This window comes from Flavobacterium sp. NPDC079362 (genome assembly GCF_050267765.1).
Taxonomy (GTDB): Bacteria; Bacteroidota; Bacteroidia; order Flavobacteriales; family Flavobacteriaceae; genus Flavobacterium; species Flavobacterium azizsancarii.
Genome location: NZ_JBNNFM010000040.1, coordinates 13,082 through 34,808, shown reverse-complemented (window position 1 = coordinate 34,808; position 21,727 = coordinate 13,082). Strand labels below are relative to the sequence as shown.

General features: G+C 34.5%; 21 protein-coding genes. 17 read left to right on the top strand and 4 right to left on the bottom strand.

Features of this window, described 5'->3' with window-relative positions; translation table 11 throughout:
• Nucleotides 1–156: 156 nt before the first annotated feature.
• Nucleotides 157–408, bottom strand: coding sequence for a helix-turn-helix transcriptional regulator (locus ACQKCJ_RS21870; RefSeq protein ID WP_271337337.1), 252 nt, complete (start codon nucleotides 406–408; stop codon nucleotides 157–159).
• Between the two features lie 522 nt (nucleotides 409–930).
• Between ACQKCJ_RS21870 and ACQKCJ_RS21865 the strand changes: the two genes are divergently transcribed.
• A complete protein-coding gene (locus tag ACQKCJ_RS21865) occupies nucleotides 931–2,031 on the top strand; it encodes a helix-turn-helix domain-containing protein (protein ID WP_427402923.1) in 1,101 nt (366 codons plus the stop codon).
• A gap of 116 nt (nucleotides 2,032–2,147) precedes the next feature.
• Here ACQKCJ_RS21865 and ACQKCJ_RS21860 read toward each other — a convergent pair whose 3' ends face one another.
• From ACQKCJ_RS21860 to ACQKCJ_RS21850, 3 genes are all read right to left on the bottom strand, one after another.
• Nucleotides 2,148–2,663 carry a phosphoheptose isomerase gene (locus tag ACQKCJ_RS21860; RefSeq protein ID WP_271337335.1) on the bottom strand — a complete coding sequence of 172 codons (516 nt, stop codon included), beginning with the start codon at nucleotides 2,661–2,663 and terminating at the stop codon, nucleotides 2,148–2,150.
• Between the two features lie 27 nt (nucleotides 2,664–2,690).
• Complete coding sequence (locus ACQKCJ_RS21855; RefSeq protein ID WP_271337334.1) at nucleotides 2,691–3,161, bottom strand: UpxY family transcription antiterminator; 471 nt, start codon at nucleotides 3,159–3,161, stop codon at nucleotides 2,691–2,693.
• A 249-nt stretch (nucleotides 3,162–3,410) separates the two neighbouring features.
• On the bottom strand, nucleotides 3,411–4,808 hold the full coding sequence (locus ACQKCJ_RS21850; RefSeq protein WP_427402922.1) for a UDP-glucose 6-dehydrogenase: 1,398 nt from the start codon (nucleotides 4,806–4,808) through the stop codon (nucleotides 3,411–3,413).
• Between the two features lie 532 nt (nucleotides 4,809–5,340).
• On the opposite strand from ACQKCJ_RS21850, the gene ACQKCJ_RS21845 reads away from it, so the two are divergent.
• The 16 genes from ACQKCJ_RS21845 to ACQKCJ_RS21770 all read left to right on the top strand — a co-directional run bounded on the left by ACQKCJ_RS21845 (nucleotide 5,341) and on the right by ACQKCJ_RS21770 (nucleotide 21,718).
• Nucleotides 5,341–5,769 carry an adenylyltransferase/cytidyltransferase family protein gene (locus ACQKCJ_RS21845; protein WP_271337332.1) on the top strand — a complete coding sequence of 143 codons (429 nt, stop codon included), beginning with the start codon at nucleotides 5,341–5,343 and terminating at the stop codon, nucleotides 5,767–5,769.
• A complete protein-coding gene (locus ACQKCJ_RS21840) occupies nucleotides 5,766–6,770 on the top strand; it encodes a mannose-1-phosphate guanylyltransferase (protein WP_427402921.1) in 1,005 nt (334 codons plus the stop codon). The genes ACQKCJ_RS21845 and ACQKCJ_RS21840 overlap by 4 nt, the downstream gene beginning before the upstream one ends.
• Before the next feature lie 105 nt (nucleotides 6,771–6,875).
• Nucleotides 6,876–7,991 carry a GDP-mannose 4,6-dehydratase gene (gene gmd / locus ACQKCJ_RS21835; RefSeq protein WP_427402920.1) on the top strand — a complete coding sequence of 372 codons (1,116 nt, stop codon included), beginning with the start codon at nucleotides 6,876–6,878 and terminating at the stop codon, nucleotides 7,989–7,991.
• A 2-nt stretch (nucleotides 7,992–7,993) separates the two neighbouring features.
• On the top strand, nucleotides 7,994–8,950 hold the full coding sequence (locus ACQKCJ_RS21830) for a GDP-L-fucose synthase family protein (protein WP_427402919.1): 957 nt from the start codon (nucleotides 7,994–7,996) through the stop codon (nucleotides 8,948–8,950).
• A 129-nt stretch (nucleotides 8,951–9,079) separates the two neighbouring features.
• Nucleotides 9,080–9,439: a hypothetical protein gene (locus ACQKCJ_RS21825; RefSeq protein WP_271337328.1), complete on the top strand. Its 360-nt coding sequence runs from the start codon at nucleotides 9,080–9,082 to the stop codon at nucleotides 9,437–9,439.
• A gap of 351 nt (nucleotides 9,440–9,790) precedes the next feature.
• Nucleotides 9,791–11,158, top strand: a complete 1,368-nt coding sequence (locus tag ACQKCJ_RS21820; RefSeq protein WP_427402918.1) for a lipopolysaccharide biosynthesis protein — start codon at nucleotides 9,791–9,793, stop codon at nucleotides 11,156–11,158.
• A gap of 36 nt (nucleotides 11,159–11,194) precedes the next feature.
• The gene (locus tag ACQKCJ_RS21815) at nucleotides 11,195–12,115 is read left to right on the top strand and encodes a polysaccharide pyruvyl transferase family protein (RefSeq protein ID WP_427402917.1); all 921 of its coding nucleotides are present in this window, start codon (nucleotides 11,195–11,197) and stop codon (nucleotides 12,113–12,115) included.
• 53 nt (nucleotides 12,116–12,168) lie between these two features.
• On the top strand, nucleotides 12,169–13,209 hold the full coding sequence (locus tag ACQKCJ_RS21810) for a CgeB family protein (RefSeq protein ID WP_427402916.1): 1,041 nt from the start codon (nucleotides 12,169–12,171) through the stop codon (nucleotides 13,207–13,209).
• Nucleotides 13,202–14,800 carry a hypothetical protein gene (locus tag ACQKCJ_RS21805; RefSeq protein ID WP_427402915.1) on the top strand — a complete coding sequence of 533 codons (1,599 nt, stop codon included), beginning with the start codon at nucleotides 13,202–13,204 and terminating at the stop codon, nucleotides 14,798–14,800. The genes ACQKCJ_RS21810 and ACQKCJ_RS21805 overlap by 8 nt, the downstream gene beginning before the upstream one ends.
• A gap of 289 nt (nucleotides 14,801–15,089) precedes the next feature.
• Nucleotides 15,090–16,250 (top strand): glycosyltransferase, encoded by a 1,161-nt coding sequence (locus ACQKCJ_RS21800; protein ID WP_427402914.1) that lies wholly within the window; start codon nucleotides 15,090–15,092, stop codon nucleotides 16,248–16,250.
• A gap of 96 nt (nucleotides 16,251–16,346) precedes the next feature.
• The gene (locus ACQKCJ_RS21795) at nucleotides 16,347–17,519 is read left to right on the top strand and encodes a glycosyltransferase (RefSeq protein ID WP_427402913.1); all 1,173 of its coding nucleotides are present in this window, start codon (nucleotides 16,347–16,349) and stop codon (nucleotides 17,517–17,519) included.
• Complete coding sequence (locus ACQKCJ_RS21790) at nucleotides 17,520–18,065, top strand: WcaF family extracellular polysaccharide biosynthesis acetyltransferase (protein WP_427402912.1); 546 nt, start codon at nucleotides 17,520–17,522, stop codon at nucleotides 18,063–18,065.
• Nucleotides 18,066–18,075: 10 nt separating this feature from the next.
• On the top strand, nucleotides 18,076–19,041 hold the full coding sequence (locus tag ACQKCJ_RS21785) for an NAD-dependent epimerase/dehydratase family protein (RefSeq protein ID WP_427402911.1): 966 nt from the start codon (nucleotides 18,076–18,078) through the stop codon (nucleotides 19,039–19,041).
• 76 nt (nucleotides 19,042–19,117) lie between these two features.
• Nucleotides 19,118–19,861, top strand: a complete 744-nt coding sequence (locus ACQKCJ_RS21780) for a glycosyltransferase family 2 protein (protein ID WP_427402910.1) — start codon at nucleotides 19,118–19,120, stop codon at nucleotides 19,859–19,861.
• A gap of 26 nt (nucleotides 19,862–19,887) precedes the next feature.
• The gene (locus ACQKCJ_RS21775; RefSeq protein ID WP_271337318.1) at nucleotides 19,888–20,325 is read left to right on the top strand and encodes a VanZ family protein; all 438 of its coding nucleotides are present in this window, start codon (nucleotides 19,888–19,890) and stop codon (nucleotides 20,323–20,325) included.
• Complete coding sequence (locus tag ACQKCJ_RS21770; protein ID WP_271337317.1) at nucleotides 20,318–21,718, top strand: exopolysaccharide biosynthesis polyprenyl glycosylphosphotransferase; 1,401 nt, start codon at nucleotides 20,318–20,320, stop codon at nucleotides 21,716–21,718. Before ACQKCJ_RS21775 ends, ACQKCJ_RS21770 begins: the two co-directional genes overlap by 8 nt.
• The last annotated feature ends 9 nt before the right edge of the window (nucleotides 21,719–21,727 follow it).

The following is a 21,727-nucleotide window of genomic DNA, read 5'->3' as shown; positions in this document are numbered from 1 at the left end:
AGGTAATTCTGTTTTTCTAAATTATAAAAATTGAGTTTTCTGTAAATACTTGTTTTTTCTACATGATATGATAGCTCTTGAGCGTATGCGTGTTTTTATATTCTATATACTATATATTAAGTATTAGATTGGGGGAAATAACTTGCAGATAGTTCTTTAAAAAAGGTCTTTTTTTCTATTCGTTCTATTTTCAAAGAAAAGTGAAACATCAAATCTAAATATAAACTCAATTGACACATCAAGTACTTCTGCAATTTTTTCTAATTTGGATACAGTCAAATCGACTTCTCCACGTTCAATTTTTCCATAACCACTAGTGCTCATTTTAAGCTCATCGGCAACATGGTCGCGGGTTAGGTTTTTTAATTCTCTTATTTTTTTTATATTCTTGTACACAGCATGATTCATCTTATAAAACTTGTAATTAACTTACTTTAGCTACATTAGTTCCAAAAGTAGATATTTCGTTTTTTTTTTTTCGTTGCAACTGTAACTTTAATTCCTTAAAAAGGACATTTTAACACTTAGTAAGGACCAAATACATAAAAAAAAGGTTTTTATTACAAAATCAATTATAAGGAGATCTATGTAAAAAAAAACAGAATAATCGGTGTACTTTTTGCTAATAAGAAAATATATTTCATAAAATCCGAATGAATAAATAGTACGTTTATTACAAAAAAACAAACTAATATTTGATTACCAGAATTATAGATATATTGTTAAAAATGTAATTTTTTATTTTGTATTTATAAAAAAAAAAATCAAATTTTCGGCTCATAAAAATTATTACATTTTAACGGTAATAAATTTTGTTACATTTAAAAAAAAATCAAATTTCATTCAAAAAAACGATACTAAAAAATGCTGATTAACCTTTTTTATCTATTTTCAGGATTACTTGGTTTAATCTGTTTTATAATTATAATAATGCAGTTTAAATACAATAAATTATTAAATATTTATTTATTGCTTTCTTTTAAGCTTTTAGCCTTAAATTTTTTATTCATAGGTCTGGATGGTTTTGATATTTTGCGCTTATCTCAAAAAGGACATTACCCATATTATCCTTTTCTAATTGTTATTATTCCGGCAATGTATTTGTATTTTGTCAATATAGATAAGGACAGTAAAAAATTCAACTATAAGGAGCTGACGCATTTTATTCTTCCCATATTTTTAGTACTATTGAATTTAGCTGCAAAGCGGTTTCTTATTGTAATGATTCCGCCGTTTTGGATTAAGTTGTTTTTTTCTATTATGTTTGAAGCTTACATTATTTATTATAATACGATTTCGTATAGTTTCCTGAAAAACAAAATATGGAATAGAGAACCGGATCTTATCAATATCAAACAGAATAGGATATTAAAACAGTGGTCGTTTTTTATTTTTTATTTATACTGTTTAATTGTTTTTCATCTCATTGTGGTTATTACGATGAATTTGAAATCTCCAAATAATAGTGAATTAAACAGCTATAAATTTTTTCCTGCATTATTACTCAACATCCTGTATTTTAAAATCTTGTTTACGCCTGAAATATTGTATGGCTACAACGTGATGCACGATAAAATAAAGCAACATAATAAATCTACTTTTATTCTAAAAGATTTATGGATACTGGATTCTTCAGATGAAATAAGTAATGTTCAGGACAGGGCCCTGAGTAAAAAAATTGCAGAATATACAAGCAGCTATATTCACGATATTGAGAAACTGGTTTTTAAATATGAAATTTTTAGAAACCCAAATGCATCTATCAATGATATTGCCAATAAACTTAAAATACCAAAAAGCCATCTAACATTTGTTTTTAAGTACGTGTCGAAGGTAAGTTTTACAGAATTCAAGAAAATAGTGCGAATACATGATGCATTACAACTAATAGAAAAAGATTATTTAAAGTCAAATACTATAGAATCTTTGGCAAGTAAAGTAGGATTCTCGTCCTATAGTCCGTTTTATACCACTTTTAAAGAAGTTACAGGAATCTCGCCTCAGGTTTATATTAAAAAGAAAGTGAAGTGATACTATTGTAGAGATTCAATTTGAAATAAAATCACTTAAACCGTATTACTGATAAAAGCCATAAATCTTATTTTATAAAGATTTATGGCTTTTTGTTTTTATGAAAGTAGTGTTTACTATCTTCCAAAATCATCCTGTAACCGTACAATGTCATCTTCATCAGATGGGTTATCCGGATCAGTGTGTTGCCAGATTTCAGCGACAATTCCCCAGGAATCCAATCCTGTCAGGCGGTGGCGTTCTCCTTTGTTCATCTGTATAAATTGACCATCATCAAGTATCTGAAGTTCTTGTTCTTCATCAGTCTCACTGGTTTTTACACCAACAGGACCAGAGAGGATCGTCCAGATTTCGGCCCTTCTAAAGTGATATTGCCAGGACAATCGTTTATTTGGTGCGACAATCAAAATCTTTGGACTCAATTTATTGGTAATCTGAATTTCTGACATTTGCAAATGTGGAAAAAATTGTGAGGCAAATGCTTGTGCTTGTTTTTCATCAATTACAAAAAAGCCTCCCCAGGGTCTTGTCGCATCCTGTTGTACTATTTCAAAATTTTGATCTTTCAAAAACGAAGCAATCTTTATGAATACTGTTTCCTTGTCTGTTTCTTTAGATAAATTAAAATCCATTTTATTTATTGTTTATTAGTTCCTCGTTTAATTTTCTTCAGGTTTGTGCTTCATTTTCAATACACAACCCAGAGATTCTAAAATAAGGACATAGTGAGAATTGGTTACTTCCTTGATCACTGCATCATGATTTAAGAAAGGACCTGAATTTACTTTAATGGTTTCGCCTACATTATATTGGGTAATACTAATATCTGCATCTTTAGCAAGCCATTCTTTTATGGTGTCGATTTCTTTGTCTTTTACAATGGCATGTTTTCCTAACCAATATAAATAACGGACAGCACCACGGGACAAAAAAACTAAATTTCTGTCTTTTTCATCCAGTTGAACAAATATATAGTTAGTAAAAAGAGGCACTTCGACCTTTTTCTTTCTGTCTGAATATTGCTTTATTGTTTTTATAACAGGACAATAGCAGTTTACGCCCAATTGCATCAATTGGTCAGCCACTCTTTTCTCCCATTTTGGTTTTGTATATACAACGTACCAGTTCATTATTATATATTGTTTATGAATTTTACAAGATGATTTTTAGTCTTTTCCCAACTCCTTGGATGTAATTTAAATAATAATAAAACACATAGAAACATAGATTTTATGCGTAAAAAAGAACCTTGAAAGAAATACATTTCTTCATATAGTAACTTTGTGTATTATAACTAAATGAAACGCCTTTTTTTAGTCATCAACAGCTATGTTCTGTGTTTTTACAAATTACACCCAACTTTTTTTTGCTATAAAATACTAGGAACCAATTGCCTGATAAATGAACCCAATAGATTCCAGATCCGTTTTGTTCAAAATATTTCTGCCATCAAATACAAAAGCAGGTTTTAGCATCGAGTCAAATATTTTTTGCCAGTCATACGTCGTAAATTCATCCCATTCTGTCAAAACTGCAATAGCATGCGATTCCTGACAAGCCTCATATGGATTCTCGTAAGAAACTAAACTTGCTGTATTTTCTTCCTGCGATCTGGTTTTTAAGTAATCTAGATCTGCCAGTATTTTTTCCCTGCTTACCTTAGGATCATAAACGGCAATTTTAGCTTGTTCTGCAATTAGGTCATCTGCGACATAAATAGCAGCCGATTCTCTGGTATCATTGGTATCTTTTTTGAAAGCCCAGCCAAAAAACGTTATTTTTTTATCAGCAACCGTATTATATAAGGTCTGCGTTATTTTGGTCGAAAATCTTTTTTTCTGATAATCATTCATAATAATAACCTGTTCCCAATAATCAGCCACTTCATCCAGTCCGTATGATTTTGCGATATAAACTAAATTTAAAATGTCTTTTTGAAAACAAGAACCTCCAAATCCCACAGATGCTTTTAGAAATTTAGGTCCAATTCTACTATCCATTCCAATTGCTTTTGCCACTTCATTTACATCAGCACCGGTTTTTTCGCAAAGTTCAGACAAAGCGTTTATCGAAGAAATTCGCTGTGCCAGGAAAGCATTAGCAGTTAACTTAGACAATTCTGATGACCATACATTTGTAGTCAGTATTTTTTCTTCAGGAACCCAATTGCTATAAATATCAACCAATGCCTGTATCGCTTCTTGTCCTTCCGGAGTAGTTTCGCCGCCAATCAGGATTCTGTCCGGATTCAATAAATCAGTTACAGCAGTTCCTTCTGCCAGAAATTCAGGATTAGATAAAATCTGAAATTGTACGCCGTTTCCGGTGTTGTCCAGAATACTCTTGATTGCCTCCGCTGTTCGTACCGGCAAAGTTGATTTCTCTACTACAATTTTATCATCTTTCGAAATTTTTGCAATTTGTCTGGCGCAAAGTTCAATATATTTTAAGTCAGCTGCTTTTCCTTTTCCTTTTCCGTAAGTTTTCGTTGGTGTATTTACAGAGATAAAAATAATCTGGGCTTCTTCTATTGCTTTTTCAACATCGGTAGAAAAAAATAAGTTTCTTCCTCTGGCTTCTTCTACGATTGCACTAAGTCCTGGTTCGTAAATCGGAATGTTTGCTACATCTTTATCATTCCATGCCGCGATGCGTTCTGTATTTAAGTCAACAACCGTTACTTGTATGTGTGGACATTTTTTAGCAATTACTGCCATCGTTGGCCCGCCAACATAACCAGCACCGATACAGCAAATTTTGGTAATTTTAGTTTTCATAGTATTTTATCTGTTCTTCTTTGTGTGTTAAATTGATATGTATTGATACTTGACTTTTCTTAAAATACACATTACTATATAAAGGTGTATTATATCTGATAAATGACTTATTGTTAGCTGAATAAAGATTCTGTTTTACTCAATAAATTCTGAAAAACAGCTTCTTTTTTGTTCTGATTGCGTTTAATATATGGGTACGTGAAATTAATTCTGTTTTCTTGCTTTTCGCGTTCTTTTCAATTGTAATTATTCCTTATTAAGACTTTTAAACCACCAAATTGAGTTTCGATTTTTCTAAGTCTGCCTTATTTTTGCCCTGTTGGGAGTCGTTTTTTTGTAGTCGCTTTCCAGCTTTTTTCCAAACATAATAAGTCATAAAAATAATAAGCGTTATTTTTTTTTGAGGGATAGTAAAATGTAACTATTCACGGGGAACCCTTGTTCAATTTTGAAATTTTTGTTCAAAAATCTTTTATATCCCGACTTATTTATTGCACTCATTTATATCAGCAAAAACCAATATTTAGTTATTATGAAAACAGGAATAACCTTTAGTGCTTTTGATTTATTGCATGCAGGTCATGTGAAAATGCTTGAAGAAGCGAAATTACATTGTGATTATTTGATTGTTGGATTACAAACTGATCCAACTATTGACAGACCTACAAAAAACAAACCCACACAGACAGTCGTAGAACGTTACATTCAATTGAAGGCCTGTAAGTTTGTTGATGAAATTGTGCCTTATACCACAGAACAGGATTTAGAAGATATATTAAAAGCCTTTCAGATCGATGTGCGTATTGTGGGTGATGAATATAAGGAAAGGGATTTTACAGGCAGAAACTATTGCGAAGAGAAAGGAATCGTGCTTTATTTTAATACGAGAGACCATCGTTTTTCAAGTTCTAATTTGCGCAGAGAGGTTTTTCAGATTGAATTATTAAATGAGAAAATATGAGTTCAGCGAATAGAATTATACATGTTGTTCTAACGGGAGGAGTAGGAAGCAGGTTATGGCCTTTGTCGCGTAAAAACCAGCCAAAACAGTATTTGGATTTATTTGAAGGTAAATCTTTATTTGAATTGACTTTAGAACGAAATGCAGCGGTAGCAGATGATGTTGTGGTAGTTGGCAACAGAGATAATAGTCATTTGACAGAGAATGTCATGAAAAAACTGGCTATTCCTTTTACACATATTATCGAAGCTACGCCAAGAAATACAGCAGCAGCAATCGCTTTTGCAGCGTTTAATGCACATCCGGACGATATTTTGATCGTAACACCATCTGATCATATCATAGAAGGAGATAAACAATATAAAGCCGGATTGGATCAGGCAATAGCATTGGCAAAAAATAACTTTTTGGTGACTTTTGGAATTCAGCCTTTAAGACCGGAAACGGGCTATGGGTATATTGAATTTGATGGCGATACAGTATTGGCATTTCATGAAAAACCAAACTTAGAAAAGGCAATATCTTTTACAGAAAGCGGAAGATTTTTATGGAACAGCGGTTTATTCTGTTTCAAAGCAGGTTTCTTTTTAGAAGAACTAAAAGTACAGGAGCCGGAACTTTATAAAAGTGCCCAACTGGTTTGGCAGGATAATGTCGACGGCTTGCTGAATTATGAATTATCTCTTAAAATTCCTTCTATCAGTGTTGACTATGCTGTAATGGAACGAAGTAAAAATATAAAAGTAGTCGCTACGCATTTCGAATGGTCTGATTTGGGATCTTTTGAGGCTGTTTATGATTATTTGATGCAAAACGGACATTCAGCAGATGTGAACGGAAATATTGTGATTGGTTCTGATGTGCACACGGCTTTTGTAGGTTTAGAAGATTGCCTTCTGGTGCATACTCCTGACGCACTTTTGGTTTTGCAAAAAAAGCATTCGCAAGGGGTTAAAGAGGTATATCAGCAACTGGAATTATCAGGTTCTTGTCTCATCTAGGAGATTAGTCCCAATTGATGATGAGACTAGATTAAGTAAAAGGTAAAATTCATCTGTACTGAAGATGAAAAGTAAAAATAAAAATAAAATAATAGATAAATAATTATGGCTAAAGTAGCACTAATAACAGGGGTAACTGGTCAGGATGGCGCTTATTTAAGTGAGTTTTTATTAAAGAAAGGGTACATCGTTCATGGTGTAAAACGCAGAAGTTCTTTATTTAATACTGATCGTATAGACCATTTATATCAGGATCCGCACGTAAACAATCAAAGTTTTATACTGCATTATGGCGATATGACGGATAGTACGAATCTAATTCGTTTGATTCAGCAAATTCAGCCCGATGAGATTTATAATCTGGCAGCAATGAGCCATGTTCAGGTTTCTTTTGAGATTCCGGAATATACAGGAAACGCTGATGGTTTAGGAACACTTCGTGTTTTAGACGCAGTTCGTTTGTTGGGATTAGAAAAGAAAACCCGTATTTATCAGGCTTCGACATCTGAGTTATACGGAAAAGTACAAGAAGTTCCTCAGTCAGAAACAACGCCTTTTTATCCTCGTTCCCCGTATGCAGTTGCAAAAATGTATGCATACTGGATCACGGTAAACTACAGAGAAGCTTACGGAATGTATGCCTGCAATGGGATCTTATTCAATCATGAATCTCCTATTCGTGGAGAAACGTTTGTAACCAGAAAAATTACACGTGCGGTTTCCAGAATTGCATTAGGATTACAGGACAAGTTTTATCTGGGTAATCTTGATGCTCAAAGAGACTGGGGACACGCCAAGGATTATGTGCGTATGATGTGGATGATTCTTCAGGCTGATGAGGCAGAAGATTGGGTTATTGCAACAGGTACTACAACTCCGGTTCGTGAATTTGTCAGAATGAGTTTTGCGCACGTTGGGGTAGAATTAGCGTTTACAGGTACTGGTGTAGACGAAAAGGCTTATGTCGCAGTTTGCCGTAATCCGGATTATCAAATCGAAATAGGTAAAGAAGTTTTAGCTGTAAATCCGCGTTATTTCCGTCCAACAGAAGTCGAATTGCTAATTGGTGATGCAACCAAAGCGAATACTAAATTAGGCTGGATTCCGGAATATGATTTACAGGATTTAGTAACTGACATGATGGAATCAGATGTGAAACTGATGAAAAAAGACCATCATCTGGAAGAAGCGGGATATCAAACAATGAACTATTACGAATAAAAATGGGTTTAGATAAAACAGCAAAAATATATATTGCCGGACATCGTGGTATGGTAGGTTCAGCAGTTTGGAGAGCATTAGAAAAGAAAGGATATTCGAATCTGATTGGTCAGTCAAGTCAGGAATTAGACTTGCGCAATCAGGAAGCTGTCAGAACATTTATAGCCAAAGAAAAACCGGATGCCATTATCGATGCGGCAGCAAAAGTAGGAGGGATTCTGGCAAACAAAGATTACCCATATCAATTTATTATGGAGAATATGCAGATCCAGAACAACCTTATTGATACTGCCTTACATGCAGGAATAGAGAAGTTTGTTTTTTTAGGAAGTTCTTGTATCTATCCTAAAATGGCACCGCAGCCTTTGGTAGAAGAATATCTACTGACAGATTCCCTTGAACCAACTAATGAATGGTATGCTTTAGCCAAGATTTCAGGGATTAAATCTTGTGAAGCTATCCGAAAACAATTTGGAAAAGATTACGTGAGTTTGATGCCAACGAATCTCTACGGAATCCATGATAATTTTGACCTTACGAGTTCTCACGTTTTACCTGCTATGATACGCAAATTTCATGAGGCTAAAGAAAACGATCATTCGGCTGTAACCCTTTGGGGAACAGGAACGCCAATGAGGGAGTTTCTTTTTGTAGATGATATGGCACAGGCGGTTGTGTTTGCTTTAGAAAATCAACTTCCTTATTATTTGTACAATGTAGGAACGGGTGAGGATTTGAGTATTGAAAAACTGGCCTGGACAATACAGCAAATTGTGGGACACAGAGGGCAAATTATATGGGATACCACAAAACCGGACGGAACACCAAGAAAACTAATGGATAGTTCTAAAATGAACCAATTAGGATGGAAAAATCAGATCGCCTTAGAAGAAGGAATTGAGGAAACATACAACTGGTTTTTGGCCAATGTAGACAACGTAAAAAAAGTTTCTTTTTAGTCTGATTTCAAAAATGTCAGGAAGTAAATAATTCTGAATTTTTATTTTTTCATCTTAGAAAAGCAGTTGAAGTAGTAATAATAGTTTCAAATATTTTTAATGAAACATTAATTTTTAAAATTAAAAAATATGGATCAAAGTAAAGTATTGGTTTTTGATGACTTTCATTATTTTTCGAGATTTTTAAAATATGAATTCAAAGACATCAAATTTCTCACGGGCAATAAAAAGGCGATTATTTATGGAAATGAAATAAACACAGAGCTTTCGCTGATTGTTTTTGTGTTTTATTCTGAAGATGACCTGATCGATTTGTTAAGGTTATACACGCACGGAATTCAGTTATTAATTTGCAATCACTGTCCTAAATTCGTCAATAAGTTTGGGAATATAAAAAACGTCGGAGTATTGGACTGTCTCGAAACAAAAAGGGGATATAGAGATGATTTACGGGTGTATTTTGATGAAACATTTAATTTAGTTAATTGATCAATGTACTAAAAAATACTCCCGTATTAAGTTTTAAAATCCCGTTTCAATATTACAAAAAACCACAATAACCATAGCTGATTACAGCATTAGACAGAACAATGAAAGACCCATTGACTGCGGAATCTCTTATCATTGACACAAAAGATCAATCTTCTTAATAGTAGTATCTAATTTTCTTTTAATTGTTTTGGGGTATAATTAAAACCGTGTTAATGCTTGCAGCTGATGTACTTATAGTAAGATGTAAGTACACCGTATTCTTTGGGTCTGCTTGTTCTTTTCTGACTGTATAGGAACATTTTATTTCAGCAGCTCTCATCTATTAAAATCTTAAAATTATGTACAATTATGTCAGTCTATGAGTCAATAGTAAAAAATTTCGCGGCAAGTATATTCGGGATGGGGGTTAGTTTTATGAACCAGATCGCCATGGTTCCTTTATTTATTATGTACTGGGGAATCGATAAATATGCTGATTGGATCTTAATTACGGCGCTTTCTTCGTTTTTTGCGATGACTGATATGGGGCTCAACCGGGCAAGCAACAATGAATTCGTAATCAAATACAACCAAAAGGATTACGATACTTGCTTAAAATTACAAACCAATGCTTTCTTATTTGTTTTAGCTGTATTTGGTGTGTTTATTTTAATATCTGGTTTGATCTATGCGCTTTGGGGCTTCAAAGGAATGCTTGGTGTAGAACATTTTACTGAAAAAGAAACCTCTGTTGCCTTTGTTTTACTTTTGTGCGAAGTTTTTGCCATGATGTACGGCAGAGTGTATCACGGTATCTTCAGGGCTACATCGCGAACCCATGTTGTCATAGTCGCAGATAACCTGATACGTATGGCCGAGTTGGTGATACTTTTTTGCGGGATCTTTTTTAAAATGGATATCATTTTAATGCTTACCATATACGTGATTCCTTCTTTAGCAGGAATTTTGTTCAAGCATTTGAGTTCCAGTAAAACATTTGCATCAGGGCTTTACCTGCGCAATTTTGACGGAGCAGTTTTCAAATCGATTATGAAACCGTCTCTTGCCTTTATGTTTTTTCCGTTGGGGCAGGCCGTTTCCAGTCAGGGGATGGTATTTGTAGTTAATATACTTTTAGGTGGTGCTTTTTTAGTTGTTTTTACTACAACAAGAACGCTGGTTAATTTTCTTCGTCAGATGATGAATATGTTATCGACATCGATCAATCCTGAAATATGTGCAGCTTACGGCAGAAAAGACTATAAAACGATATTGAATATCTACAACAAATCACTGGTAATTACATTTGTAGCCACTTTGTTCTGTATTGTTATACTGCTGTTTACAGGAAAAACTATTTATCTCGAGTGGACAAAACATGCGATAGTATTCAATGAGGTTTTCTTTATCGGGATGTTGTTTGTACTCCTGATTTCGTGCCTTTCAGGATTGTCAAGTGTGATTCCGCTTTCTACCAACACACACGTTCGCTTTACGATCGTATTTCTGCTCTCGCAGATTGCCGGAGTAGTATTGTGTTATGTGTTTCTTAAAATAGAACCCAATATGAATTTGATTCCTTTGGCGCTTGTACTCACAGAATTTGCTCTTTTTGTGTATACACTCAGGAACAATAATAAGTTCCTTAATATCAGCTTCAAAGAAATGTACGCAGGATTATGGGATCAGGCAAAATTTATTCTAAAAAAAAGTAAAGCAACTTTTACTGCGAACTAATTACAGGAAAAGAAGCGAATTAAAATACCCTTAAAAATGTCAATCAAAAAGAGATACAGGCTTTTAGTAAATAAGTACGATTTATTTACCAGGTTACAGATTTGGAGAACCGGAAAAAAATATACGACAAAAACATTAAACGACAATTACGCCACAGCAACGCCTACTATTCATTTTATACACCGCTATATTACCAATAATACAGGAGATAAGGTTTGTGGTTATTATCAGTATTTTCTTCAGGAATTTAACCATTACAAATGTATCGTTCACGATGTCAATAAAGTTGATTTTGCATTGATCAAAGAAAATGATGTTATACTTGTAGGTGGCGGCGGATTGCTAAACGCTATGGCTGAGTGGAATTACAACATCAATAAAGCAGCAAAAATTGCAGGAAAAGCAGTGGTATGGTCCGCAGGATTCAACTCAAATTCAAAACAGAACCTCAATAAAAAAGTTGACTTTAAAGCTTTTGATTTGGTGGCGGTTCGTGATTTCGAATACCAGGATTTCCGTTATGTGCCTTGTGCAACTTGTGCCTTACCGGAATTAAACGAAGATTATCCCATCAAAAGAAATATTGGAGTAGTGGCACATAAAGATGTTCCGCACCATCTTCCTCAGGAAATACATCAGTTTGATAAAATTACCAACAGTGCCTCATTAAAGGAAATGATTGAATTTATTGGGAGTTCTGAAGTTGTTTTAACCAATAGTTACCATGCCGTTTATTGGAGCATTTTAATGAAAAAGAAATGTGTACTTTTTGCCCCAAGATCAGAGAAGTACGATTTTTATAAATATCCGCCGGTTTTGTTCTCAGGAGATTTGGCTAAAGATATCTCTCAGGCAGTAATTTATCCTGATGCATTAGAAGAAAGTAAGGCTTTGACTGATGAATTTGTTCGCGATATAAAATTTTTAATAGAAGAAAACAAAGCACGAAGCAATTAAAAAACTGATTCCTCTTTTATCAATAGGTAAGTAGTTGTAAAACATAAATTAAAGTGAAGATATTATCTATAGGAACCATGTCAGGCTTGTCGAATACATGCTTGCACCGTCATTGGGCATTAGAAAAGATTTCAGACGAAATTGATGTGGTCAATACACGTATAAAACCCATTTCGATCTGGTTTCGAATTGCTTATCGGTTGTTTCAATATGGCCTGCCGATCAGATTACCGGATAACTCATCTGCCAACAAAAAAATAAAAGAGTTTATAAGTAAGGCTGTCAAATCTCCTTATGACATTGTATGGATAGACAAAGGAGTTACGATAAACAGCAAAACATTGAGGTATATCAGGAAGTTATCGCCCAATGCAAAGATTGTTAGTTATTCGCCGGATAATATGGCATTGCGACACAATCAGAGTCAAAATTATCTCAATTGTATTCCGCTTTATGACATACACTTTACAACCAAATCCTATATTCTTCAGGACATGCAGCGTCTTGGTGCCAGAAAAACAGCATTTACGAACAAGCATTACGAACAAACTTTTCATTATCCGCGAAATCTTAGCGAAAATGAAATTCAGCGATTAGGCGGCGATGTTGGATTTATTGGCGCCTGGGAAAAGGAGCGTTGCGATAGTATTTTGTATTTAGCAAAGAATGGAATAAAAGTTAAGGTTTTTGGTGATAAAAAATGGAATGACTATAAAACTGAAAATCTCGAAATAGCACCCGGGATTTATTCAGAAGATTATTCTAAGGCATTGCAGGCATTTAAAATATCCCTGTGCTTTTTAAGAAAAATGAATTCTGATACCCAAACTTCCCGAACAATGGAAATTCCTGCCTGTGGCGGTTTTATGCTGGCAGAGAGAACAACGGAACATCTGGAGTTGTTTAGCGAAAATAAAGAAGCCGTTTTTTTCTCTAATGATGAGGAACTGTTAGAAAAATGCCGCTATTATCTGAGTAATGAAGAAGAACGCAAACGCATAGTCGAAGGTGGAATACTGAGGTGTAAAACTTCTGGATATTCTAACGAAGAATCAATAAAAACAATGTTGAAAATTGTAGTAAATAATGAGTGATAACACAGAAACACGAAGGAAAGGAACTGCTTTGAAATCAGTGAGTAAATATATTGATGTTATAGTATTACTTTCTGTAATTGGCGAAATATTTTTCTTTCCGTCATGGCATAATTTTTCGGGTTGCGTTATGACAGTAATAGTCTGGCTTATCTTTCGTAATTTTTTCTTTAAAAAGAGAATCATACTCGAACATCCATTTTCTTTTTTGGCATTTTCGTCTATTTTTCTGGCAAGCTTTATTCCTTTGCCGGCAACATTGATAGAGTCAAAACCCATAACATATGGTTTTCAGAATCCTTATGAAACTTTCTTTTATCAGACATTGATTTTTATGGTTGCTTCATTAGCGTTTTATGCAGTAGTGTATAAAAAGAGAAGGACTAATAATATCATACAGCGTACTTTATACAAACTTAATTTTTTCGAAACAGAACCTTCTACATTATGGATTTTGGGATTAATAGGCTTATTGGCAAGGATAAAAAGTCTTGCTGTGGTCAACGAAGTACAATATGGAGACGCGGGAAACAAGTTTCTCGAAGGATTAGTATACCTGCAATATGCTCCTATAATTATGTTTTTCCCCACATTATCGGGACTTCCATACAATAAACTCCGCAGTAATCTTGTGGTGATTTATGCTTCGTTAACGTTTGTACTGAGTTTTGCCGCAAACAGCCGTCAGCAGATGATTTATCCCATCTTTACGATGCTGTTATTGTTTATACTTTACCTCTTAAAGGATAATATTTCTATTTTTAGCCTTCTTTCGCCCTGGAAAATTGGAACAATCGTCTTTTTTATATTTTTTGGATTAGGATTTTTATCTGATGTTTCCTTAGCGATGCTTGCCAATAGAAAAATTCGTAATGACGTTAGTCGGAGCGAACTTCTGGACAACACAATTGAGACCATGCAAAATGACAAGCTGATGAATAAGCTTAGAAATACCTCGATAGAAGTACAGGACAATGTTTTTAGCTATAGCAGGGGCTGGGACGAAACCTATTTGAATAATTTCATGATTAACAGATATGGGAATGCAAGGGTTGTCGATCAGACCTTATATTATGCGAATAAGATTGGATATAACAATAAGAAAATGCAAAAGAGTTTTTTCGAAAAGACATTGGCTATTTATCCGCTTCCATTTTTATCCGCGTTGGGAATTGTTGTTGATAAAGAAGAACTGCAATATTCTCCGGGCGATAAACTTTATTTTACCGGTACACATACGCCTTCTGCGTTAGGCGGATTCCGCGTTACAAGTCTGGTAGGAGATGGCTTAGCAACATTTGGTTATTGGTGTTTCCCAATTGTGTTTGTGTTATTATTTGCCTCCTTTACCTTGATGGATAGCCTCGTGTTATTCAAAAATGGTGCAATATTATTCTCTACACTCGGGCTAATAAATATATTTGGTTTCCTGGGCATTTTCCGGAATTCTATTAGTTGCATTGTTCCGCTGGCATATATATTACGAGGATTTTGGCAGCAATGTTTTACTTTTTGGATATTGGTTTTCTTGATTAAACTGATACAAATACCAAAAAAAAGAAAAGGAGAATTATATCAGAGACCGTTTTAAGTGATCAAATATTTGCGCAATGCAATTGGTTTAAACACATAAAGACATAGCTGTTGCTGAACGGAAAAAGCGTTTCACTCAGATAAAATATACAAAGTTACCATGCGAAGAAATCTCTATTTGTTTAAGTAAAACTTGTATGCTCAGAATAAAATGAAAAGCCGTAGTAAATAATCAAAGCATTAAAAGTACTCCATAATAACTCATTAAATCTTTGCTTTAAGAAATTGGTTTTAACCCATATAAAAATAGCTATTTACAACTAAATAAAGCTATAGACAATATCATCATGAAAATAGTGTTATTTACCCATCCTGCTTTTGTCGGATCACAAAGTATGCCCAGATATGCAAAAATGCTAGCAGATGGTATGCAGCAAAAAGGCTACGAAGTGCTAACCTGGAAACCGGAGCCTTTCTTTTATAAATTACCATTTTCTCCCATTAAAAAATGGTTGGGTTATATCGATCAGTATCTTGTTTTTCCTTTAAAGGTAAAATCGAGATTAAAGAAATGTTCTAAGGACACAATTTTTGTCTTTGCAGATCAGGCTTTAGGTCCATGGGTACCATTAGTAAAAACAAAGCCGCATATTATTCATTGCCATGATTTTTTGGCACTGAATTCAGCTTTAGGAAATGTTCCGGAAAATCCTACTAGTGGAACCGGAAAAATCTATCAGGATTTTATCAGGAAAGGATTTTCTAAAGGAAAACACTTTATATCCATATCAAAAAAAACTCAGGAAGATCTGCATGAACTCCACGAAGGCAATATTACATCATCAGTAGTTTGTTATAATGGTTTAAACAGAGAGTTTAAAGTCTTAAACGCTCATTCATCCCGTAATTCTCTGGATAATTTTTTGAATATTGATTTATCTGCAGGCTATGTTCTGCACGTTGGCGGCAATCAGTTTTATAAAAACAGGATAGGCGTAATTGAAATTTACGATGCCTGGAGAGCCACTACAGATGTCGTTTTACCACTTTTATTGGTAGGCGCAAAACCTGTGGACAAGCTAAAAGTAGCATATGAAAAATCTTTGTACAAAAAAGACATTCATTTCGTAACAGGGCTCGAGGATCAATATATTAATGCGGCATATTCCGGAGCAACTTGCTTGTTGTTTCCGTCTCTAGACGAAGGCTTTGGCTGGCCAATAGCAGAAGCAATGGCATGCGGCTGTCCGGTAATTACCACCAACAGAGCGCCAATGACAGAGATTCTGGGTTTTGCTGATTTTTTTCTAGTCGAGAGACGCCCTTTTGAGTGGGTTTTAGCTGAAGAATGGAGTGCAAAAGCCTCCAGTCAAATTACCAGAATAGTAAATCTTTCGGATGCCGAAAGACAGGAATGTATTGCCACAGGATTAGAATCGATTAAGAAATTTGATACTGATTTGTTTTTGAATGAATTAGAAAAACAATATCAGAATATATTAAAGTAATACAATATATAAATGTTTATAAAATGCTTTATTAAAGATAATTAAGGTGTGTAAAATTTATAGTATTGATATAAACCAAACAACCATAAACCAGAAATGAAAGTACTCAGAGTTATCACCTCCATGAACCCAAAAAGTGGAGGTCCGTGTCAGGGAATACGTAATGTAAATCCTTTTATTAAGCAATTAGGCACAGAGGTCGAAGTAGTATGTTTGGATGATGCAGAGGAAGAATACACCACAAAAGATGATTTTATTATTCATAAAATAGGAAAAGGGAAAACGTCTTATCAATATCAGCCCTTGTTGTACGATTGGCTCATAAAAAATGCTTTAGGTTACGATGTTGTAATGGTTCATGGACTTTGGCAGCATTATAATTTAATGGTTTACAAGGCGATTAATACTTTAAAGAAGTCTTACAAAAAAGCTCCAAAAGTGATTATTATGCCGCATGGTATGCTAGACCCTTATTTTCAGACAGCGGCCGACAGAAAATGGAAGGCATTACGCAACGAGTTGGTTTGGTTTTTTATAGAAAAAAAATGTATTAATCAGGCAGATGCCATTTTTTATACCTGTCAGGAAGAATTACAGCTGGCAGCAACAACTTTTGAAGGATATAACCCTAAAAAGGCTATTAATGTGAGCTACGGAATTCAGGCGCCACCAGTTAGAAAGCCAGAATTTAGTACTGCTTTTTATAAAAAATGCCCTGGATTATTACAAAAGGAATATTGGCTTTTTCTGAGCAGAATTCACGAAAAAAAAGGAGTCGATTTGTTAATTCAGGCTTACAACCAACTTTCTATAAATAATCCCGCTCTTCCGGAATTAGTAATTGCAGGACCAAATGAGTCTGCCTACGCACAGGAAATGATAAAAATGGCAGCCAATAATCCGAAAATTCATTTCTCGGGAATGTTGCAGGGAGATGAAAAATGGGGCGCTTTCTACAATTGTCAGGCGTATTTACTACCAAGCCATCAGGAGAATTTTGGTATTGCAATTGTCGAAGCACTGGCTTGCGAAAAAGCAGTTTTAATAACGGATAAGGTTAATATTTACAGAGAGATCGAAGATGGCGGTGGCGGATTTGTGAGTGCCGATACCTTTAACGGTGTTCTTGGAGTCTTAAAAAAATGGGAAGCATTGAGCAAAAACGAAAAAACAGAAATGGGCAAAAATGCATTTTTACTCTATCAAAAATATTTTGATGTAAAAAGCACTGCCCAAAGATTAAACCAAGTTTTAAAATCACTTATTTAAATGATTTATCAGGATTTAAAAGAATTTTCAGTACCCAAAACATTTCGCGGAAAATCTAAAATTACAGTACAATTATGGTGGATTGTACAAGGAACATTGTTTGCATTATCTCCTCAGTTTTTTTACGGATGGCGCCGTTTTCTTCTTCGGATGTTTGGCGCAAAAATAGGAAAAGGGGTATTACTAAGAGCTACTGTTAAGGTTACGTATCCGTGGAATATTGAGATTGGAGATTATAGTTGGATAGGCGAGGATAATGTTTTGTACAGTCTAGGCAAAATAAAAATAGGAAGTCATGTTGCCTTAGCACATAAAGTCTATATCAATACAGGAGGACACGAATATGATAAAGTTTCTTTTGATATTTTTTCAGAACCGGTAGTCATCGAAGACGAATGCTGGCTTACCAACGATGTTTATGTTGCTCCGGGCGTAACCATAGGCAAAGGATCTATAATTGCCGCCCGAAGTTCAGTATTAAAAAGTATGCCTGGTGGTAAAATTTGTGTAGGAACCCCTGCTATTGCGATAAAAGACAGAATATAAAAATATAAAAATGGCCAAATTTTTAATTACCGGAGGATCAGGATTTATAGGGACGAATTTGATTACTAAATTACTGAACGATAATCATCAGGTAGTAAGTATTGATAGTAAAGAACCTAAGCTGAAGGAACATAATAAGATTTATCAAAAGGTAAATTTATGCAATAGGGAAGAGTTAGAAAGTGTCATACTTTCCTATGATCCGGCGTATGTAATTCATTTAGGAGCCAGAACAGATCTAAACGGTAAAACATTAGAAGATTATGATGCTAATATTGGTGGTGTAGAAAACCTGCTTTATGTTTTAGATAAATTAAAAAATCTAAAAAAAGTAATCTTTGCTTCGTCTATGTATGTTTGCCGACCGGGATATGTACCTCAGGACTTTAATGATTTTGCCCCTCATACGATTTACGGAGAAAGTAAAGTGCTGACGGAGAAAACCATAACCAACTGGAATCCTGAATATACCTGGACTATTGTAAGGCCAACTTCTATTTGGGGTCGTTATTTTGACGAGCCTTACAATCTGTTTTTTAAAATAGTGCTTTCCGGAAAGTACTTTCATATGGGCAGTAAAGCGTGCAAAAAAACATATGGTTATATCGATAATTTTATTTATCAATTACTGTCAATTATTACTTCAGAGAAAGATCAAGTAGACCAGAAAATATTTTATCTAGGCGATTATGAACCGTATGATATTACGTCCTGGGCAGATGAAATTGCGGCTACTAAAAGTATAAAAATCCATAATGTGCCCTATTCCGTTTTTGTAATGACCGCTTTGTTTGGTGATTGCCTGAAATTAATCAGGATTAAATTTCCCATGACCAGCTTTCGATTGAAAAACATGACAACAGATAATTTTTTTGACTTATCTGAGATTAAAAAGTTAGCTCCTCATTTGCCAGTATCCAGAAGTAAAGGCACTAAGATAACAGTAGACTGGATGGTTGAGAGTAATAGTCTGTAACTGTTTTTATTGCTTAATTTATTTCTGATCATGTGCTATACTAATAGCAACCAACACATTAATAATAATATAATTTATGAAAGTTTCTATAATCACGATTTGCTACAATAGAAAAAAAACTATTGCCCAATGTATAGAAAGTGTTCTGAATCAGAACTATACTAATATCGAGTACATCCTAATCGACGGAAATTCGACTGATGGTACAAAAGGTATTATTCAGGCATATTCGGATAAAATCAGTCAATATATTTCAGAACCGGATAAAGGTATGTATGACGCTATCAATAAAGGTTTGAAAATGGCTACAGGAGATATTATAGGCTTAATGCACTCTGATGATGAGTTTTATGATACTGTTGTGGTGAATAAAATTGTAGATGCTTTTGAGAGTAATGCACAAATTGAAGGAGTTTATGGAGACGGTATATACGTTAGTAACGATGCTGAGGAAAAAGTGGTCCGTAACAGGATAGGAGGAGAGTACGATTTTGAAAAACTAAAAACAGGCTGGCTGCCTTTGCACCCAACGGTGTATTTCAGGAAATCTGTGATCGATAAATTAGGAAGCTACGATCTAAACTTTAAAATAGCTTCAGATACAGAATTTCTGCTTCGCTATTTGTTTGTAAACAAGATCAAATTAGACTACCTCAGAACTTATGTTGTAAAAATGAGAATGGGCGGATTAAGCACTTCTTATAAAAGAGCTTTCGAGGTATTGCATGAAGATTATAGAATCTATAAACATCATGGTTTATCAGCATTCAGAGCTGTTTTTCTAAAGAAATTATTAGCCCTTAAACAGTATATCAACTAATTTTTCAATTACCCGATTAACATAGAATGAAAACAAAAAATGGATGGAAAAAAAGTACCATTATTATTTTTTTGCTGGGATGTATTGGTAGTATTTTTTATTACTCATGGATTCATAATCCGGGCTTGGAAACCGAAACGTATTTACCGCTCTGGATCAGGAAATGGAGCAATGAGTACTATAATTTGCGAACAGCGGTTCCTTTTGTAGTCCTGGGCTTTTTATTAGAAGTATGGCAAAGACTTTCTACTGTTTCCGGTTCTGTAAACAGATCTCCTTTTCGATTGAAAACCTTAATAATAATTACTCTGGTGGTTTGTCTGGCAGAGGGTGGGCAATTTTTTATAGCAACGCGCCAACCTGATTTCATGGATGTTTTCTTTGGAATTTCAGGAGGTATTTTGGGTTGCTTCGTGTATCATTTAATTCAAAAAATCAACTTATTATTTAGTAAAAATGCGTAACAGACATAAATTTACTTTTATTTTTTGCAGTATCCTATCTGATTTTTTTGCGATAATCGGAGGGATCTTTCTCTTTTTCAATTTTACAGAAGAAGCTTCTGTACAGTGGAATCTTTTTGTTGTTGAAAACAGCTATCTTTTTGCTATAGTGGGCTGGTTATTAGCAGCGTTGTATTTTAATTTGTACCGGCTCGATACTATTTTTAGCCTGACTACTTTTTATCGCAACAGCTGGCGTGTATTTCTAAGTCAGTGTATCTTATGGCAGGTTTATCTTCTTGTTTTTCAGGGCGCCAGTGAGTATCGATTGGCAATAGGTGCCAATTTATTACAATTCAGCTATTTACTTCTTTATCTTTTAGTGTCAAGAATTATTTTTACGCTGGTTTTAAATAACATTAAAAAGTTCATAAAAAAGCCTTTTATAGTAGCCATTTGGGGGTTTAATACCACAAGTATACAATTAGCCTCAAAACTGGAGAGCAACGCTTATTTTTATGATTTTCCCGGAATTATCAATGACATCAACGAAGAGAGTTTTACAGATAAATCAACTTTTGGAGAAGCGCTTTCAAATGCTATTCTGCGAGCTTCAGGAAACGGTATTCAGGAGTTGTATATTGTAGTAAAACCACAATTTATAAATGACCTGAACAGCTATTTTGAATTGGCAGACAGATATTGTCTGCGATTGAAATTTGTTCCTGATCTGTCTACGATTTCAAAGTCCTCTTTTAGCAGTTCTAATTTCGAAAACTTTCATGTTATACGTCCCCGACACGAACCCTTGCAAAACGCATACAATCGATTAGTCAAACGTATATTCGATATCGTTTTTAGTTTCTCAGTACTGGTTTTTATATTGTCGTGGCTGTATCCGTTAATGGCGATCATAATCAAAAAGCAAAGCAAAGGCCCCGTTTTATTCAAGCAGCTTCGAACAGGAAAAAAGAATGAAGCTTTTTGGTGTTACAAATTCAGAAGCATGACTGTCAATACTCAAAGTGATAGTTTGCAGGCACAAAAAGAAGACGCAAGAGTTACTCCCATAGGAAAATTTATTAGACGGACTAGTATTGATGAACTGCCTCAGTTTTTTAATGTTTTATTAGGAAACATGAGTGTAGTAGGACCTCGTCCTCATATGCTCAAGCATACACAGGACTACAACGAACAGATTAACAATTTTATGGTGCGCCATTTTGTAAAACCCGGAATTACCGGTTTGGCCCAGGTTTCAGGTTATAGAGGCGAAACCAAAAAGGTCTCAGATATGCAGCGAAGAGTAAAGGCTGATATCGATTATTTGCAAAATTGGAGCCTCATAAAAGACATTAAGATTTGTGTATTAACCGTGATTGTAACCCTGAAAGGGGATGAAAATGCTTTTTAAACTTAAAAA

Excerpts from the sequence above, each read along its gene's own strand:
- ACQKCJ_RS21870 (WP_271337337.1), bottom strand. The coding sequence starts at position 408 with ATGAATCATGCTGTGTACAAGAATATAAAAAAAATAAGAGAATTAAAA.
- ACQKCJ_RS21865 (WP_427402923.1), top strand. The coding sequence starts at position 931 with ATGCAGTTTAAATACAATAAATTATTAAATATTTATTTATTGCTTTCT.
- ACQKCJ_RS21860 (WP_271337335.1), bottom strand. The coding sequence starts at position 2,663 with ATGGATTTTAATTTATCTAAAGAAACAGACAAGGAAACAGTATTCATA.
- ACQKCJ_RS21855 (WP_271337334.1), bottom strand. The coding sequence starts at position 3,161 with ATGAACTGGTACGTTGTATATACAAAACCAAAATGGGAGAAAAGAGTG.
- ACQKCJ_RS21850 (WP_427402922.1), bottom strand. The coding sequence starts at position 4,808 with ATGAAAACTAAAATTACCAAAATTTGCTGTATCGGTGCTGGTTATGTT.
- ACQKCJ_RS21845 (WP_271337332.1), top strand. The coding sequence starts at position 5,341 with ATGAAAACAGGAATAACCTTTAGTGCTTTTGATTTATTGCATGCAGGT.
- ACQKCJ_RS21840 (WP_427402921.1), top strand. The coding sequence starts at position 5,766 with ATGAGTTCAGCGAATAGAATTATACATGTTGTTCTAACGGGAGGAGTA.
- gmd (WP_427402920.1), top strand. The coding sequence starts at position 6,876 with ATGGCTAAAGTAGCACTAATAACAGGGGTAACTGGTCAGGATGGCGCT.
- ACQKCJ_RS21830 (WP_427402919.1), top strand. The coding sequence starts at position 7,994 with ATGGGTTTAGATAAAACAGCAAAAATATATATTGCCGGACATCGTGGT.
- ACQKCJ_RS21825 (WP_271337328.1), top strand. The coding sequence starts at position 9,080 with ATGGATCAAAGTAAAGTATTGGTTTTTGATGACTTTCATTATTTTTCG.
- ACQKCJ_RS21820 (WP_427402918.1), top strand. The coding sequence starts at position 9,791 with ATGTCAGTCTATGAGTCAATAGTAAAAAATTTCGCGGCAAGTATATTC.
- ACQKCJ_RS21815 (WP_427402917.1), top strand. The coding sequence starts at position 11,195 with ATGTCAATCAAAAAGAGATACAGGCTTTTAGTAAATAAGTACGATTTA.
- ACQKCJ_RS21805 (WP_427402915.1), top strand. The coding sequence starts at position 13,202 with ATGAGTGATAACACAGAAACACGAAGGAAAGGAACTGCTTTGAAATCA.
- ACQKCJ_RS21800 (WP_427402914.1), top strand. The coding sequence starts at position 15,090 with ATGAAAATAGTGTTATTTACCCATCCTGCTTTTGTCGGATCACAAAGT.
- ACQKCJ_RS21795 (WP_427402913.1), top strand. The coding sequence starts at position 16,347 with ATGAAAGTACTCAGAGTTATCACCTCCATGAACCCAAAAAGTGGAGGT.
- ACQKCJ_RS21790 (WP_427402912.1), top strand. The coding sequence starts at position 17,520 with ATGATTTATCAGGATTTAAAAGAATTTTCAGTACCCAAAACATTTCGC.
- ACQKCJ_RS21785 (WP_427402911.1), top strand. The coding sequence starts at position 18,076 with ATGGCCAAATTTTTAATTACCGGAGGATCAGGATTTATAGGGACGAAT.
- ACQKCJ_RS21780 (WP_427402910.1), top strand. The coding sequence starts at position 19,118 with ATGAAAGTTTCTATAATCACGATTTGCTACAATAGAAAAAAAACTATT.
- ACQKCJ_RS21775 (WP_271337318.1), top strand. The coding sequence starts at position 19,888 with ATGAAAACAAAAAATGGATGGAAAAAAAGTACCATTATTATTTTTTTG.
- ACQKCJ_RS21770 (WP_271337317.1), top strand. The coding sequence starts at position 20,318 with ATGCGTAACAGACATAAATTTACTTTTATTTTTTGCAGTATCCTATCT.